General features: G+C 72.6%; 11 protein-coding genes. 9 read left to right on the forward strand and 2 right to left on the reverse strand.

Going from position 1 to position 15426, the window contains the following annotated elements; translation table 11 throughout:
* Positions 1 to 138: 138 nt before the first annotated feature.
* From OG373_RS23100 to OG373_RS23115, 4 genes are all read left to right on the forward strand, one after another.
* Positions 139 to 1767, forward strand: coding sequence for an isocitrate lyase/phosphoenolpyruvate mutase family protein (locus OG373_RS23100; RefSeq protein ID WP_405440046.1), 1629 nt, complete (start codon positions 139 to 141; stop codon positions 1765 to 1767).
* Positions 1764 to 2927: a phosphonopyruvate decarboxylase gene (gene aepY / locus OG373_RS23105; RefSeq protein WP_405440048.1), complete on the forward strand. Its 1164-nt coding sequence runs from the start codon at positions 1764 to 1766 to the stop codon at positions 2925 to 2927. Before OG373_RS23100 ends, aepY begins: the two co-directional genes overlap by 4 nt.
* Positions 2924 to 4039, forward strand: coding sequence for a 2-aminoethylphosphonate aminotransferase (locus OG373_RS23110; RefSeq protein ID WP_405440049.1), 1116 nt, complete (start codon positions 2924 to 2926; stop codon positions 4037 to 4039). Before aepY ends, OG373_RS23110 begins: the two co-directional genes overlap by 4 nt.
* A gap of 83 nt (positions 4040 to 4122) precedes the next feature.
* Positions 4123 to 6330 carry an FAD/NAD(P)-binding protein gene (locus OG373_RS23115; protein ID WP_405440050.1) on the forward strand — a complete coding sequence of 736 codons (2208 nt, stop codon included), beginning with the start codon at positions 4123 to 4125 and terminating at the stop codon, positions 6328 to 6330.
* 102 nt (positions 6331 to 6432) lie between these two features.
* Here OG373_RS23115 and OG373_RS23120 read toward each other — a convergent pair whose 3' ends face one another.
* Positions 6433 to 7710 carry a M6 family metalloprotease domain-containing protein gene (locus tag OG373_RS23120; RefSeq protein ID WP_405440052.1) on the reverse strand — a complete coding sequence of 426 codons (1278 nt, stop codon included), beginning with the start codon at positions 7708 to 7710 and terminating at the stop codon, positions 6433 to 6435.
* Positions 7711 to 8015: 305 nt separating this feature from the next.
* Here OG373_RS23120 and OG373_RS23125 point away from each other — a divergent pair, with 305 nt between their 5' ends.
* From OG373_RS23125 to OG373_RS23140, 4 genes are all read left to right on the forward strand, one after another.
* On the forward strand, positions 8016 to 8723 hold the full coding sequence (locus tag OG373_RS23125; protein WP_405440053.1) for a TetR/AcrR family transcriptional regulator: 708 nt from the start codon (positions 8016 to 8018) through the stop codon (positions 8721 to 8723).
* Between the two features lie 62 nt (positions 8724 to 8785).
* Positions 8786 to 10318 carry an MFS transporter gene (locus tag OG373_RS23130; RefSeq protein WP_405440054.1) on the forward strand — a complete coding sequence of 511 codons (1533 nt, stop codon included), beginning with the start codon at positions 8786 to 8788 and terminating at the stop codon, positions 10316 to 10318.
* Positions 10319 to 10439: 121 nt separating this feature from the next.
* Entirely contained in the window at positions 10440 to 11201 is a 762-nt protein-coding gene (locus OG373_RS23135; protein ID WP_405444166.1) for a dioxygenase, read from the forward strand.
* A gap of 490 nt (positions 11202 to 11691) precedes the next feature.
* Complete coding sequence (locus OG373_RS23140; RefSeq protein WP_397730726.1) at positions 11692 to 12669, forward strand: RNA polymerase sigma factor RpoD/SigA; 978 nt, start codon at positions 11692 to 11694, stop codon at positions 12667 to 12669.
* Positions 12670 to 12800: 131 nt separating this feature from the next.
* On the opposite strand, the gene OG373_RS23145 is transcribed toward OG373_RS23140, so the two are convergent.
* Positions 12801 to 13754, reverse strand: a complete 954-nt coding sequence (locus OG373_RS23145) for a helix-turn-helix transcriptional regulator (protein WP_405440055.1) — start codon at positions 13752 to 13754, stop codon at positions 12801 to 12803.
* 62 nt (positions 13755 to 13816) lie between these two features.
* Here OG373_RS23145 and OG373_RS23150 point away from each other — a divergent pair, with 62 nt between their 5' ends.
* A complete protein-coding gene (locus OG373_RS23150) occupies positions 13817 to 15379 on the forward strand; it encodes an MFS transporter (protein WP_405440056.1) in 1563 nt (520 codons plus the stop codon).
* Positions 15380 to 15426 lie beyond the last annotated feature (47 nt).

Raw genomic sequence — 15426 nt, forward strand, 5'->3', positions numbered from 1 at the left:
GTCGGACCGAATATCCGGACCGAATCCAGGGACCGTTTTTTCACCCCTACCCATTGAATTTCCGGCAATTGCATTATGTGGGCCGCCCCGATGATGCTGCGCCCCTCACGCACGAATGCGGACAACAGGAGAATCGGCATGACTACTGGGACGACAGAGGCACGCGGGGACCACAGGACGTCCGGAGCCCGCCGGCTCCGCGAACTGTTCGACCGCCCCGGCACGGTACGCATCATCGGCGCGCACAACCCGCTCGGTGCGCGCCTCGCCGAACGCGCCGGCTTCGACGGCGTCTGGTCGAGCGGTCTGGAGGTCTCGGCCTCCCAGGGCGTGCCCGACACCGACATCCTGACCATGAGCGAACTGCTCGCCACCGCAGGCTCGTTGGCGGCGGCGGTCGAGGTGCCCGTGGTGGCCGACTGCGACGCCGGCTACGGCAACGCCCACAACGTCATGAACATGATCCGGCGGTACGAGGCGGCCGGCATCGCCGGCGTATCCATCGAGGACAAGCGCTTCCCGAAGGTCAACAGCTTCATCCCGGGCCGTCAGGAACTGGCTCCGATCGCCGAGTTCTGCGGGAAGCTGCGCGCCGCCAAGGCCGCCCGGACCACGCCCGACCTGATGGTCATCGCCCGCATCGAGGCCCTCATCGCGGGCTGGGGCATGGACGAGGCCCTGCGCCGCGGCGAGGCGTACGCGGCGGCCGGCGCCGACGCGGTGCTGATCCACGCCAAGGGCAGCTCCCCGGAACCGGTGCTGCGCTTCCTGGAGCGCTGGACCCTGCCGACCCCGGTCGTCGTGGTCCCCACGACCTACCACACCATCACGGCCACCGAACTGTCCGAGGCCGGCGCCAAGATGGTCATCTACGCCAACCACGGCCTGCGCGCGGGCATCGCCGCCGTCACCGACGCCTTCGAGACGATCCTGCGCGACGACCGCACCACCGGCATCGAGGACCGGATCGCCCCCCTGGCCACCGTGTTCGACCTCCAGGGGATGTCCCTCCAGAAGCGGCACGAGGCCGAGTACATCACCCCGTACGCGAGCCGGGCCCGCTCCCTCATCGTCCCGGGCCCGCCCACCGCGCCCGCCGCCGGCCTGCTGGCGGAGCAGACCACCGCGCTGCGCCGGGCGGACATCGAGTCGGTGTCGGCGGTGGCGGCGATGGCGGCGGTGTCGGCCGGGGCCACCGCGGGCGACGACCCCGGGCCCGTCCCGCAGGACGTGACGCTGCTGCCCGCCCAGCCGGACGCCGCAGGCGCCGTACTGGCGCTGGACGACGGCTACCTGAGCGGCACGGTCATCGTCTCCGGCGACGTCTTCGTCGAGGGCGAGCCGCTGCGCCGGCTGGTCGCCGCGGGCGGCGACATCGCCGTCCTCGTCGACGTGTCCGACGGCCCCGGCGCGGAGCGCCGCGCCGACGCCCTGCCGCTGGCCCTGGACTCCGTCGCCCGAGGCGGCCGCCGGATCGGCGCCGCCTCGGGCAGCGGGGTCCTCGCCGCCGTCGGGGCCGAGGCGGACGGCGAGTTCGCCGGCGCCGCCGTCTTCTCCGCCGAGGGCTTCGGCGCGCTGCGCCAGGTCGCCGAGAAGCGCCGCGCCAACGGCCGCGAGGCGACCCTGGCCGACCTGCTCGTCGACCTGCTCGCCGCCGGACACCGGGTACGGGCCGTCGAGATCGGCTCCGGCTGGCTGGAACTGCGGACGCCGCAGGACCTCGCCCGCGCCGCCGAGCTGTTCGCCACCCGGGAGAGCGGCCAGTGAGCGCGGTGACGACGACGCCCACGACGCCCACGGCGGGACCCCCGCGGGTGCTCCGGGCCCGCACTGTGGTCGAACTGCTCCAGGCCCAAGGGCACGGGCCGTTCACCGGCGTGCCCTGCTCCTTCCTCGGCCCGGTCATCTCCTGCCTGGAGGCCGAGCACCCGCAGGAGTACGTCATCGCCGCCAACGAGGGCGAGGCCGTCGCGCTCGCCGCCGGGGCCCACCTCGCCGGCCGCCGCCCGGTGGTCATCCTGCAGAACTCGGGACTGGGCAACACCGTCAACCCGCTGACCTCCCTCTGCCACACCCTGCGCCTGCCGGTCCTGCTCCTCGTCACCTGGCGCGGCCGCCCCGGCCACCCCGACGAGCCGCAGCACGAGCTGATGGGCCGGATCACCCCGGACATGCTGACCGCCATGGGTGTGCGCAACGAGGTGCTCCCGGACGACCCCGCCCTGCTCGCGCAGCGCCTCGAAGCGGCCGCCGAGCACATGGCCGCCACGGGACTGCCGTTCGCGTTCATCGTGCCCAAGGGCGTCATCGCCCCCTACGAGGCACCCGTCGGCGGCAGCGCCGCCGCGCCCGGCCCGCAGCTCATGAAGCGCGCCGAGGCGATCGGCCACATCGTCTCCGCCATGGACCCGCACACCCTGCTCGTCGCCACCACCGGCAAGACCGCGCGGGAACTGGAGCGGGACCGCGACCGCCCCGAGAACCTCTACGTCGTCGGCTCCATGGGCTGCGCCTCCAGCGTGGCCCTCGGCGTCGCGATGCACGCCCGGGGCCGCCGGGTCGCCGTCCTCGACGGCGACGGCGCCGCCCTCATGCGGCTGGAGGCGATGGCGACCATCGGCCGCCGGCGGGACACCGACCTGTGCCACATCCTGCTGGACAACGAGTCCTACGAATCCACCGGCGGCCAGCCCACTGCCTCCGCCGGGGTGGACTTCGCAGCCATCGCCGCGGCCTGCGGATACCGCGCCACCCACGACGTCACGGACGCGGACGCCCTGCGCGCCGCCGTGCTGCGCGCCCAGCGGGACGGGGGAGCCCAGCTGATCCGCGTACGGATCGCCCCGGGATCCGACCCGAACCTCGGCCGCCCGGCCCTGGCCCCGCCCGCCTCGGCGGCCCGATTCAAGGAAGCGATCGCCCGATGAACGACAGCACGCCACCGCGCCCGGAGCGCCTCGTCCTCATGAACCCCGGCCCCGTCATCACCGACGACCGGGTGCGGGCGGCGCTCGCCGGGCCCGACATGTGCCACCGCGAGCCGGAGTTCTCCGACCTGCTCACCCGCGTCCGGCACAAGACCACCCTCGCCGCGGGCGGCGACGAGCGGCACACCTCGGTCGTCCTCACCGGCTCGGGCACCGCCGCCGTCGAGGCCGCCGTCAGCTCGGCCGTGCCCCGCGACGGCGCCCTCCTCGTCATCGACAACGGCCACTACGGCGAACGCTTCCAGCACATCGCGGACGCCCACGGCATCCGTGCCCACCGGCTCGAACTGGGCTGGGCCACCCCCGTGGACGTGGCGGCCGTCGACCGGGCCCTGGCCGCCGACCCGGGCCTGACCCATGTCGGCGTGGTCCACCACGAGACCAGCAGCGGCATGCTCAACGACGTGGCCGCAGTGACCCGGATCGCGCACGCACACGGCCGCGAGGTCGTCGTGGACGCCGTCAGCAGCATCGGCGCGGAATGCATCGGGCTCGCCGAGGACGGCATCGACTGGCTGGCGGGCTCCGCCAACAAGTGCCTGGAGGGCGCCCCCGGCCTCGGATTCGTCAGCGCGGCCAGGGCCGCCTTCGAAGGACTGGCCGGCGCCCCGCGCCGCAGCTACTACCTCGACCTGCACCGCCACTACACGGCCCAGGAGAAGGCACAGGCACCGGCGTTCACCCCCGGCATCCCCGCGTTCTACGCCTTCGACGAGGCCCTCGACCTGGCCCTGGCCGAGGGCCGCGAGGCCCGCCACGCCCGCTACTCGGCCCTGGCCGGGCGGCTGCGCGAGGGCCTGGCGGCACTCGGCCTGGAGATCCTCCTGCCGCCCGGACAGCGGGCCGCCTCGCTCACCGCCGTCCGCATCCCGGCCGGCACCGGCTACCGCGAACTGCACCGCGGCCTGCGCGCCGAGGGGTTCGTCATCTACAGCGCCCAGGAACAGCTGGCGGCCGACTTCTTCCGGCTCTCGACCATGGGCCGGATGACGGAGGGCGACATCGACCGCTTCCTCGCCGCCCTCGCCCGCACCCTGCCGGCCCGGGCCTGACCCGCCCCGGCCCAGGCCGTCCCTTCCGGATCCTGCCGGGCCCGGAGACGGCCCAGCCGCTCCGACCACTGAATGAGGTGCCCGTGACCACCCCCCGAGCTGACGCATCCGGCCGACCCGCGGCCACGTCCGAGCCCTACCGGCTCGCCGTGGTGGGCGGCGGGCCCAGGGCCACGTACGCCCTGGAGAGGCTCTCGGCGACGATCGACCGGCTCGGGGAGGGGCGCCGGCTGGAGGTCGACCTCTTCGAGCGCACCGGCGCGTTCGGCGCGGGCCGGGCGCACAGCCCGGACCAGGCGCGGACGAGCTACCTCAACCGCATAGGCGCCCAGGTCGGTTTCGCCGCCGACGAGACGGTGACCGGTGCCGGCCCGCTGCGCCCGCCGGCCGAGCGGCCCACCCTGCACGAGTGGTGCCGGCGCCGCTTCGAGGAGACCGGCGACCCGGACCTGGACCTGGGCCCGGAGGACTGGCCCAAGCGCTACGTCCACGGACTGGCCCTGCGCGACATGTTCGAGGCATTCGCCGCGGACCTGCGCCGCCACCCGGGCGCCGCACTGCACCTGCACCACGCGGAGGTCGTGGACATCGCCCCCGCAGCGGACCACCGGCTGGATGTCGTCACCGCCGACGGCGAACGCCGCACCGCGGACGAGGTGCTGCTGCTCACGGGGCACTCGTACCACGATCCGCGGCGCTCGGCCGCGGGCCGCAGCACAGCCGGCCCCGCCGCCGTCGGGACCCGCCACGTGCCGCACCCGTACCCGCTTGAGGACCGGCTCGACGCCGGCAGCTGCGGACCCGGCACGGTCGTCGGCTGCGCCGGCATGGGGCTCACCGCCATCGACACGATCCTCCATCTCACCGAAGGGCGCGGCGGCTCCTTCCACGAGGACGGGCCCGCCCTGGTCTACCGGCCCTCCGGCCGGGAACCGGCGGCCGTCGTGGCCTTCAGCGGCTCCGGGCTGTTCACCTTCGCCCGCCCCGACAACCACAAGCCCAGCGACGGGTCCGGCGACCACCCCGGCACCTTCCTGACGACCGCGGCGGTCGACCAGCTGCGGGCCCACGCCGGCCGGGCCCCGGCCGCGGACGGGTCGGGGCAGCCCCAGCTCGACTTCGAGCGCGACCTGCTGCCGCTGATCGTCCTGGAGATGGCCCACCTGCACTACGTCACCCTCTTCGGCCCGGCCGCGGCCCTGCTGCTGACCCAGCGCGCGCTCCCGGGCTACCTGGCCTTCGTGACGGGCACGCCCGCCGACGGGCCCGGCCACCTCCTCGCCCCGCTGGAGCGCGCGGTGGACGAGATCGCCGACGTGCTGGAGGGCGTACTGCGCGGCAAGTCCGCGCTGTTCACCGCCCAGGGAGCGGTCACCTGGCCGGTCCGCGAGGTCCTGCTGCACTGGACCCGGACCGTGTACGGCCCCTCGGCCGAGGCGGAGGTCCGCCGCTGCGTCGACCGGTCGCTGCCGCCCGGCACGGTCACCGACGCCCTCGACTCGGCCTGGGGCCTGGAGACGTACCTGCACGGCAACCGCTTCGACTGGCACCGCGCCGTCGCCCCGGTCCCGCCGGCCGGCACCCCCGGTGAATTCCGCGCGGCGGTCCGGTCGTTCATGGCCCGCGACCGGCTGTGGGCCCGGCAGGGCAACCTCAGGAACCCCCACAAGGCGGCCTCGGACGGCGTCTGGCGCGACCTGCGCGGGGTCATCTCGTACGCGGTGGACCACGCGGGACTGACCGCCGCCTCCCAGCGCCACTTCCTGCGGCACTACGTACGCCACCACAACCGGCTGGCCAACGGCGCGGCCCCCGAGATCATGGAGAAGATGGCCGCCCTGATCGACTGCGGGCTGCTGGACATCGGCGCGGGACCCGAGGCCCGGGTCCGGCTCGACGAGGCCACCGGCAAGGCCGTGGTCGAGGGCCCGCACACCGGCCTGTCCCGACCCGTCGACGTCCTGGTCGAGGCCCGGATGCACGGCTTCGACCCGCGGCTCGACGCCCTGCCGCTCTACCGCAACCTGCTCGACCGGGGTCTGGTGCGGCTGTGGCGCAACCCGTCGGCGGACGGCGAGGACTTCCTGCCGGGCGGGCTCGACCTGACGCCGGAGTTCCACCCGGTCGGCTCCCAGGGCACGCCGGACCCCCGGTTCACCGTCCTGGGCGTGCCCTCCGAGGGCGCCCGGTCCTTCCTGCTCTCCGCGCTGCGCCCGAACGCCGACCACTACGTCATGCGGGACACCCTCGTGTGGCTGGACCGCTTCTGGCCCAGGGCCACGGGCCGCTGACCCCTCCCCGGCGGCCTGCGGAACGCCGATGGGCCCGCGCGACGCGGGGCCCATCGGCATGTCCGCCGGCCCGGAGCGCGGGTCCCGCCCCCGCCGCCGGGGTCACGGCCGGATGATGCGGACCTGGTAGCTGCCGTTGCGCAGTTCGCCGACCACGGAGACGCTGATGCCCGCCTTCTCGTCGGTGAACGTCTCGCCCGGCCGGAACGGCGCGTCCGAGAGTTCCGCGTGGACGTTGGGCCGCCGGGTGCAGCCGCCGCTCCCGTTCGCGCTGTCCGACACGGTGATCGGTCCGCGCCCGGTGTCCACGTCGGAGTCCACCTTGTAGACGAGGACGCCGGGCTTGCAGACGGCTTCGTCGTTCCCGGCCCGGGTCCGCACCTCCACCGCGTACCCGGCGCTCTCCGACAGCGGTACGAAGGCCAGCTTGGTGCCGCCCCGCACCCCCAGCGGGGAGAGGGTGTGGTCGCTGGTGCCCGACTTGGACGCGCAGCTGATCTGGGTGCTGTCCAGCCAGCCCAGCTTCCACTTGTGCCAGCCCATCAGGTCGTTGTTGGCACCCCAGTCCTCGCTCATGATGTCCCAGTGCCCGACCGTGCTCCCGCCGTCGGAGGTGTAGAGGTCGGGCAGCCCGAAGACGTGTCCGTTCTCGTGCGGGAGCACCCGGTAGCCGGTCTCCCGGTAGGTGCCGGACCCGTCGTCCTGCCGGCTGTAGACGAAGGACGTGTTGGCCAGCGGCACCCCGTCGGCGACCGGTGCCTCGCCGTTGCCCGAGAAGGTCACCGACAGGACGGTGTCCAGGGCGGACGGCCCGGCGTTCGGCGTGACCAGGATGTTGATCAGGTCGTACCGGCTGAAGTCCACCTCGGGGTCGGCGGCCTTCGCGATGTGCTCGACGAGCTGCCGGTACCCGGGCTCGTACGCGGACCCGCGCTCGATCCCGTACGCCGCGAAGGGCATCGGCATCCGCAGCCAGTCCCTTATCGGCGCCTCGGCCCGGTAGGCCAGCCGGCCGTAGGAGCTGGTGCGGAACCACTCGGCCGTCTGCGGGAAGAACTCGGCCATCCGGTCCGCCGCCGTGCCCTCGCCCTTGGCGTCGGGGAAGTCGACCATCAGGTTCAGGGCCCGGATCTCGCCGGTCGAGCGCGCGTACCCGGGAGGGGTCGGCATGCCCTCGGACATCTGCACCCCCATGGTGCCCGCGATCCGGCAGGGCGCGAGAGCCGATTCCACGGTCGTCGCCACCGCTCCGGCCGCCGAGTGCCCGCGGCTGGATATGCCGGTGCTCGCGGTCGTCGTGACGCCGAGGGCCAGCGCGGTCAGGCCGATGTACGCGCTGGTGCGGCGTGGTCTGCGTATCCGGCGGCGGGTCTGCGGCATGGAGATCGCCTTCGGGTCCGCGGCAGCCGGCCCTGCCCGGTCTGCGCTCTGTTCGATCACCCTCCGCCGGGCGCGCCGCGCCCGCGCGTCGGGAGAGGCCGAACGTGGACGGGGTGGTGACCCAGGTCACACCAGGGGGTGAAATAACCGGGGACCCGATCCCCGTTTGTACGTGAGTCCCGCCAAGTGGGGAGCGACTCCCCGTTTGGGCGGGGTGGTCGCGCCACAGGGACTGCAGGCACCGCACGCACCGTCCGCACCGTCCGCACCACGAGTCCACGAGTCCGCACCAGGGAGGCCCCGGAATGAAGCGCTCCACCAGCACCGCCACGGCGGCCCGGCCCGCCCCCGCGGCGACCGTGGACCCGGCGCCGGCACCGGCACCGACGGCTGTCCCGCGGCCGCGCGCCGACGCCGTCCGCAACCGCGAGCGCATCCTGACGGCGGCCCGCGAGGCCTTCGTCGAGTCCGGCTCGGCGACCCCCTTCGACGAGGTGGCCCGCCGGGCCGGCATCGGCAACGCCACGCTCTACCGGCACTTCCCCGACCGGGCCTCCCTCGTCCACCATGTCGTGCTCTTCACGATGGGCCGGGTGACGGCCTCGGCCGAGGCCTCCCTCGCCGAGGAGTCCGACGCCTTCGCCGCGCTCTGCCGGTTCACGCACGCCGCCGCGGACGAGCGGATCGGCGCCCTGTGCCCGATGCTCGCCGACGGTTTCGACGGCGAACACCCCGAACTCCTCGAGGCGCGCACCGTGTTGGAGGAGGCCGTCGTGACCCTGCTGACCGCCGGCCAGGCCGCCGGACTGGTCCGTACGGACATCGGCGCGGGTGACCTGATGGTCGCCCTGTCCCAGCTCAGCCGCCCCCTCCCGGGCGTCGGATGCCTGGACACCGACCGCTTCGCCCACCGCCATCTCCAGCTCTTCCTCGACGGCTTGCGGGCCCCGGCGCGCTCCGAGCTCCCGGGCTCGGCGGCCACGCTGGACGACCTGCGGCAGAAAACCATGTGACTCGCACAAAGCTCAAGAACTAGTCTTTTTCAGTCATTCCGCACAGTGAAGTGGGTACCTCCATGTCAAAAACAGCCGCGAGCCTCGCGCCGGCTGCCGATCCCAGCCGCTGGAAGGCACTCGTCTTCATAGCCCTGGCCCAGCTGATGGTCGTCCTCGACGCGACCATCGTGAACATCGCGCTCCCCTCCGCCCAGACCGACCTCGGCATCTCGGACGGCAACCGCCAGTGGGTCATCACCGCGTACGCGCTGGCCTTCGGCGGACTGCTCCTCTTCGGCGGCCGCATCGCCGACAAGTGGGGCCGTAAGAACGCCTTCGTCGTCGGCCTCATCGGCTTCGCCCTGGCCTCCGCGCTCGGCGGCGCCGCGAACGGCGAGGCCATGATGCTCGGCGCCCGCGCCCTCCAGGGTGCCTTCGGCGCACTGCTCGCACCGGCGGCCCTGTCGCTGCTCGCGGTCATGTTCACCGACGCCAAGGAGCGCGCCAAGGCCTTCGGCATCTACGGAGCCATCGCGGGCGGCGGCGGCGCCGTCGGCCTGATCCTCGGCGGCTTCCTGACCGAGTACCTCAACTGGCGCTGGACCTTCTTCGTCAACATCCCCTTCGCGATCGTCGCGGCCGTGGGTGCCTGGATGGTCATCCGTGAGCCCGCCGGTTCCCGCAACCGCGCGCCGCTCGACATCCCGGGCGTGGTCCTGTCCACCACCGGTCTCGTCGCCCTCGTGTACGGCTTCACCCGCGCCGAGTCCGCCGGCTGGTCGGACGCCCTGACGGTCGCCATGTTCGTCGCCTCGGTGCTGCTGCTGGCCGCCTTCGTCCTCGTCGAGTCCAAGGTCAAGTCCCCGCTGCTGCCGCTGCGCGTCCTGCTGGAGCGCAACCGCGGCGGTGTCTACCTCTCGCTGGGCCTCGCTGTCATCTCGATGTTCGGCCTGTTCCTCTTCCTCACCTACTACCTCCAGGTCGTGAAGGGCTTCTCGCCCGTCAAGACCGGCTTCGCCTTCATGCCGATGATCGTGGGCATGATCGCGGGCTCCACCCAGATCGGCGCCCGCCTGATGACCCGGGTCCCGCCGCGCCTGCTGATGGGCCCCGGCTTCCTGGTCGCCGCCCTCGGCATGCTGCTGCTGACCCAGCTCGAGGTCGGGTCCTCCTACCCGGCACTGATCCTGCCGGCGCAGCTGCTGCTCGGCCTCGGCATGGGCACGGCGTTCATGCCGGCGATGTCCCTGGCCACGCACGGGGTGAACCCGGCCGACGCCGGTGTCGCCTCCGCCATGGTCAACACCTCGCAGCAGGTCGGCGGCGCCATCGGCACCGCGCTGCTCAATACCATCGCCGCCTCGGCGACCACCGCCTACCTGACCGACCACGCGGCCGAGGCCGCGGCGGGCGGCCCGGCCGGGCAGCTGATCCAGGCGCAGGCCATGGTCGAGGGCTACGCCTCCGCGATCTGGTGGGCGGTCGGCATCCTCGTCGCCAGCGCGGCCATCGCCCTGGCGCTGATCAACACCGGCCGTCCGGGCGCCGGCGGCCCGGTGGCCTCCGGTTCCGCGGAGGACGCCGAGCTCAAGGTCCCGGTGATCGCCCACTGATCGGGGCCGAGGGCCCTGCGGAATGACTGACGACCCCATCTCGTTCAAATTTGAACGAGATGGGGTTAGTCTGTTTTCACTACGCATTTCAACCAAGTGGAGGAGTGCCCCGGTGACCCGCATACCGGCCCTGTACCTGAGCCACGGCGCACCCCCGCTGGCCGACGATCCGATCTGGCCCGGCGAGCTCGCCGAGTGGGCCGCCGGTCTGCCCCGCCCCCGGGCGATCCTGATGGTCTCCGCCCACTGGGAGGAGGCCCCGCTCGCCCTCGGCGCCACGGAGCGCGTCCCGCTCGTGTACGACTTCTGGGGCTTCCCCGAGCACTACTACCGGGTCCGCTACGACGCCCCCGGCGCCCCGGAGCTGGCCGCCTCGGTCCGCAAACTGCTGCGGGCCCCCGGTACGCCCGTCCAGGACATCCCCGATCGCGGCCTGGACCACGGGGCGTACGTCCCCCTGGTGGAGATGTACCCGGAGGCCGACATCCCGGTCCTCCAGATCTCCCTGCCCACCCTGGACCCGGCCCGGCTGATGGACCTCGGCCGCAAGCTGGCCCCGCTGCGCGACGAGGGCGTACTGATCGTCGGCAGCGGCTTCTTCACGCACAACCTGGCCGCCCTGCGCCACACGGGCCCGGGCGTCCCCGCCTGGTCGGCGGAGTTCGACGCGTGGGGGCGCGAGGCCCTGGCCGCGTCCGACCTGGACGCCCTGCTGGACTTCGAGAACAAGTCCCCGGCGGGCCGCCTGGCCCACCCGCGCACGGAGCACTTCGCCCCGCTCTTCGTCACCCTCGGTGCGGCCGCATCCGACCTGGCCGCCGCCCGCACCCCGGTGGACGGCTTCTGGATGGGCCTCTCGAAGCGCTCCCTCCAGTTCGGCTAGCCCTGTCGTTCGATCCCGGTGACTTCCTTTTTCATCCGTAATTCACCCCTTGCGGCCTATTCGGGCATTCGATCGTCGGTCCAGGCAACCGGAAGCCGGCAAAGGCCGTCTTCAGGGGCGAGGGGCAGCCGGGATCGCTGCTCTTCCGGGATGTACGGGGCTGTGTCAATGGTGACGGCGGTCTCAGAGGTCTGGTGGAGGTAAAGGCCCGCACGTGCCTCCGGATCCGCCTCCGTATCGGTCCTGACCTGCGCTCCTTCAAGCTCTCAGGGCATTCCGGCTTCGCCGGGGACGCGGCGCGGGCGGGGCAGGATACTGCAAGATCTCGAAAAAGAGGGAGCAGCGTGGGAATTCTGTCCCGATTCCAGTCGTTGTTTCCTTCGGAAGCGGGCACTCGGGAGAGTGTCCGTGACGTTCCGGACCGGTTGGCAGTCGTCCCGGTGACGTCCACCAGCCGCACCGCGACCGAACACTTCGCAAGGGAGCACGCATGGCAACCCGCGCCGTCGCCCGTCGTCAGTCCACGAGCAGCGCACGCGCTGTGGGCGGGGAGATAGCAGACCGCGACCTGGTCGGCATGTACCTGGACGAGATCGCGCGCACCCCGCTGCTCGACGCGGCCAAGGAAGTGGAGCTGTCCCAGATCATCGAGGCGGGCGTCTACGCCCGGCAGATCCTCGACGGGGCGATAGAACGGGACGGGGAGACCCCGGCCCGCGAGGAGCTGGAAGTGCTGGCCGCCGAGGGCGAGCACGCCAAGGAAGTCTTCATCCGCTCCAACCTCCGCCTCGTCGTGGCCGTCGCCCGGCGCTACCCGCGCAGCGGTCTGCCCCTGCTCGACCTGATCCAGGAGGGCAACGCCGGCCTGGTCCGCGCCGTCGAGAAGTTCGACTACGCCAAGGGCTTCAAGTTCTCCACGTACGCCACGTGGTGGATCCGGCAGGCGATCACCCGGTCCATCGCGGACCAGTCCCGCACCATCCGCCTCCCCGTCCACCTGGTCGAGGAGCTCGGCCGGATCCGCCGCATCCAGCGCGAATTCAACCGCGAGAACGGCCGCGACCCGGAGCACGCCGAGATCGCCGCCGAGCTGGACTCGACGGAGAAGCGCGTGGGCGACGTACTGGACTGGGCGCGCGACCCGGTCAGCCTGAACATGGGGGTCGACGACGACGGAGACACCCAGTTCGGTGACCTCCTGGAGGACACGTCGGCGATCTCGCCCGAGCAGTCCGTGCTCTCCCTGCTGCGCAGCGAGGAGCTGGAGGACCTGCTGGGCAAGCTCGACCGGCGCACGGCGTCGATCATCAAGATGCGGTACGGCATCGAGGACGGCCGCGAGCGGACCCTCACGGAGGTCGGCAAGCAGCACGGCCTGACCCGCGAGCGGATCCGCCAGATCGAGAAGCACGCGCTGCTGGAGCTGAAGCGGATGGCGCGCGACACCGGCTTCGACGCGGTGGCCTAGAGCGGCCCGCGGCCAAGCCCCCTGAACGAGCCCCGGTGCCTATCCCCCCCCAAGCGCCGGGGCTCCCTCCTGCCCGGCACCATTCAGCCCCTCCGGCGTGCCAGGAGCGGGGATCCGGGACGGAACCCCGGCTACGGCGCCGCGGCGACTGTCAGCCGCGCGGCCAGCGCCTCCGCCGCCGCCCGCAGCGCAGCCGGCTCCCGCACGGTGAAGGGCAGGCCCGTCAGGGCGAGGCGCGCCACCGTCCACTCCGGCGCGTCCGCGCTCTCGAAGCGCACCGGGGTCTCGCCGTCCGCCCCCGGCAGGGCCACCGCCCGCAGCCAGGCCGGCAGCTCCTCCGGGGCCGCCGCGAAGCTGACCTCCACCCGGTACGGCTGCTTCTCGCCGCCCCGCAGCCCCCGCCGTACGAACTCCTCCGCCTCCATCGGCAGGTCCCGCCGTACGAACCGGGCGCCCGTCGCGAGCGCCTCGTCGACCCGGTCCACCCGGAAGGTCCGCCAGTCCTCCCGCTCCAGGTCGTAGGCGACCAGGTACCACCGGCTCCCGGTGCTCACCAGCCGGTACGGCTCCACCAGCCGGCGCGACTCGGCGCCGTTCCCCGCCCGGTACGCGAACCGCAGCCGCTCCGGACCCGCCACCGCTGCCGCCATCGTCGTCAGCGTCCGCGGGTCCACGCTCGCGCCGTCGCCCCGGCTCAGGGCGATCGTGGCCGACTGGAGCGCGCTCACCCGGTGCCGCAGCCGCGAGGGCAGGACCTGCTCCAGCTTTGCCAGGGCCCGTACGGAGGCCTCCTCGACCCCCTCGATCGCATGCCCGGCCCCCGCCCGCAGCCCCACCGCGATCGCCACGGCCTCCTCGTCGTCGAGGAGCAGCGGGGGCATCGCCGCGCCCGCGACCAGCCGGTATCCGCCCTCGGCGCCCAGCGTGGCCTCCACCGGGTAGCCGAGCTCCCGCAGTCGCTCGATGTCGCGCCGGATCGTGCGGGCGCTCACCCGCAGCCGCAGCGCCAGCTCGCTCCCGGGCCATTCGCGCGGGGTCTGGAGGAGGGACAGCAGGGACAGCAGCCGTGCGGGGGTGTCGGTCATGAATCAAGGCTGCCAGCGAAATAGGACACGGACTGACCTAGACGCCGTCTAGGTTTCTCCTCATGAGCACCGAGACGCCCAAGACATCGCCCGAAAGAGAGAACGGGCCCGTACAAGAAGAGCGGAACGACGCAGCCCACGACGCAACCAGCTCGACCGCCGACCGCCGCCGCTGGCTGGCGCTCGCCATCGTGATGACCGCGGCCTTCATGGACCTGGTCGACGTCACGATCGTCAACATAGCCATCCGCACCATGCGCGAGGACTTCGGCGCCTCCACCAGCGCGATCCAGTGGATCACCGCGGGCTATGCGCTCGCCTTCGCCGCCGGCCTGATCACCGGCGGTCGTCTCGGTGACATCTACGGCCGCAAGCGCGTCTTCCTCATCGGCATCGCCGGGTTCACCGCGGCCTCGCTGCTCTGCGGCATCGCGTCGACCCCGGACGTGCTCGTCGTCGCCCGCCTCCTCCAGGGCGGTATGGCCGCCCTGATGGTTCCGCAGGTCCTGGCGATCATCCACGTCACCTTCCCGCCGCAGGAGCGCGGCAAGGTCTTCGGCATGTTCGGCGCGATCGTGGGCCTCGCGGCCGTCTCGGGCCCGCTGCTCGGCGCGCTGCTCATCGAGTGGGACCTCTTCGGTCTCGGCTGGCGCCCGATCTTCCTGATCAACCTGCCCGTCGGCATCATGGGCGTGATCCTGGGCCGCAAGTTCATCGCCGAGTCCAAGGCCCCGCAGGCGCTGCGCCTGGACCTGGTCGGCGTCGTCCTCGCCACCCTCGCCCTGGTCCTGCTGATCTTCCCGCTGACCCACGGCCACGAGAACGACTGGCCGCTGTGGGGCTTCGGCTGCATGATCGCCGCGCCGTTCGTCTTCGCCGCCTTCATCGCGTACGAGAAGTACAAGATCAAGAAGGACGGCTCCCCGCTCGTCGAGCTCTCCCTCTTCAAGGTCAAGAGCTTCGCCGGCGGTATCGCCGTCCAGCTGACCTTCGGCATCGCCACCGGCATCTTCTTCCTGGTCTGGACGATGTACATGCAGATGGGGCTCGGCTGGAGCGTGCTGCGCGCCGGTCTCACCGGCATCCCCTTCTCCATCGCCGTCTCGGTCGCCGCGGGTCTCTCGGTCGAGAAGCTCGTGCCCCGCTTCGGCCGCAAGGTGCTCCAGGCCGGCGCGCTGATCATGGCCGCAGGGCTGCTCCTCTACATCTGGGAGTCGCAGCACTACGGCATGGAGATCGCCTCCTGGCAGATGGCCGCCCCGCTGGTCGTCATGGGCGTCGGCATGGGCCTGATCGTGGCCCCGCTGAACGACACCGTGCTCTCCGAGGTGCCGCGTCAGCACGCCGGATCCGCCTCGGGTCTGATCAACACCACCGGTCAGATGGGCAACGCCCTGGGTCTGGCCCTGACCTCCGTCGTCTTCTTCGGCCTGATCGACGACGACATGGTCTTCGGTCCGCCCTACGTGGAGGCCTTCCGCGGCGCGCTGTGGTGGGTCGTGGCCGTACTCGTCGTGATCTTCGCGGTGATGTTCGTCCTGCCGCGCCGGGCGCTCCCGATGGAGCAGCGCGAGGGAGGCTCCGAGCACGCGGGCCGGACCCCCGAGAAGGTGCCGGCCGGCTGATCCGGTCCTCCGGCACGACCGCACGGACATGTCCGCCCCGAGGGGCG

Origin of the sequence: Streptomyces avidinii (genome assembly GCF_045161815.1) — a bacterium.
Lineage (GTDB): Bacteria > Actinomycetota > Actinomycetes > Streptomycetales > Streptomycetaceae > Streptomyces > Streptomyces avidinii.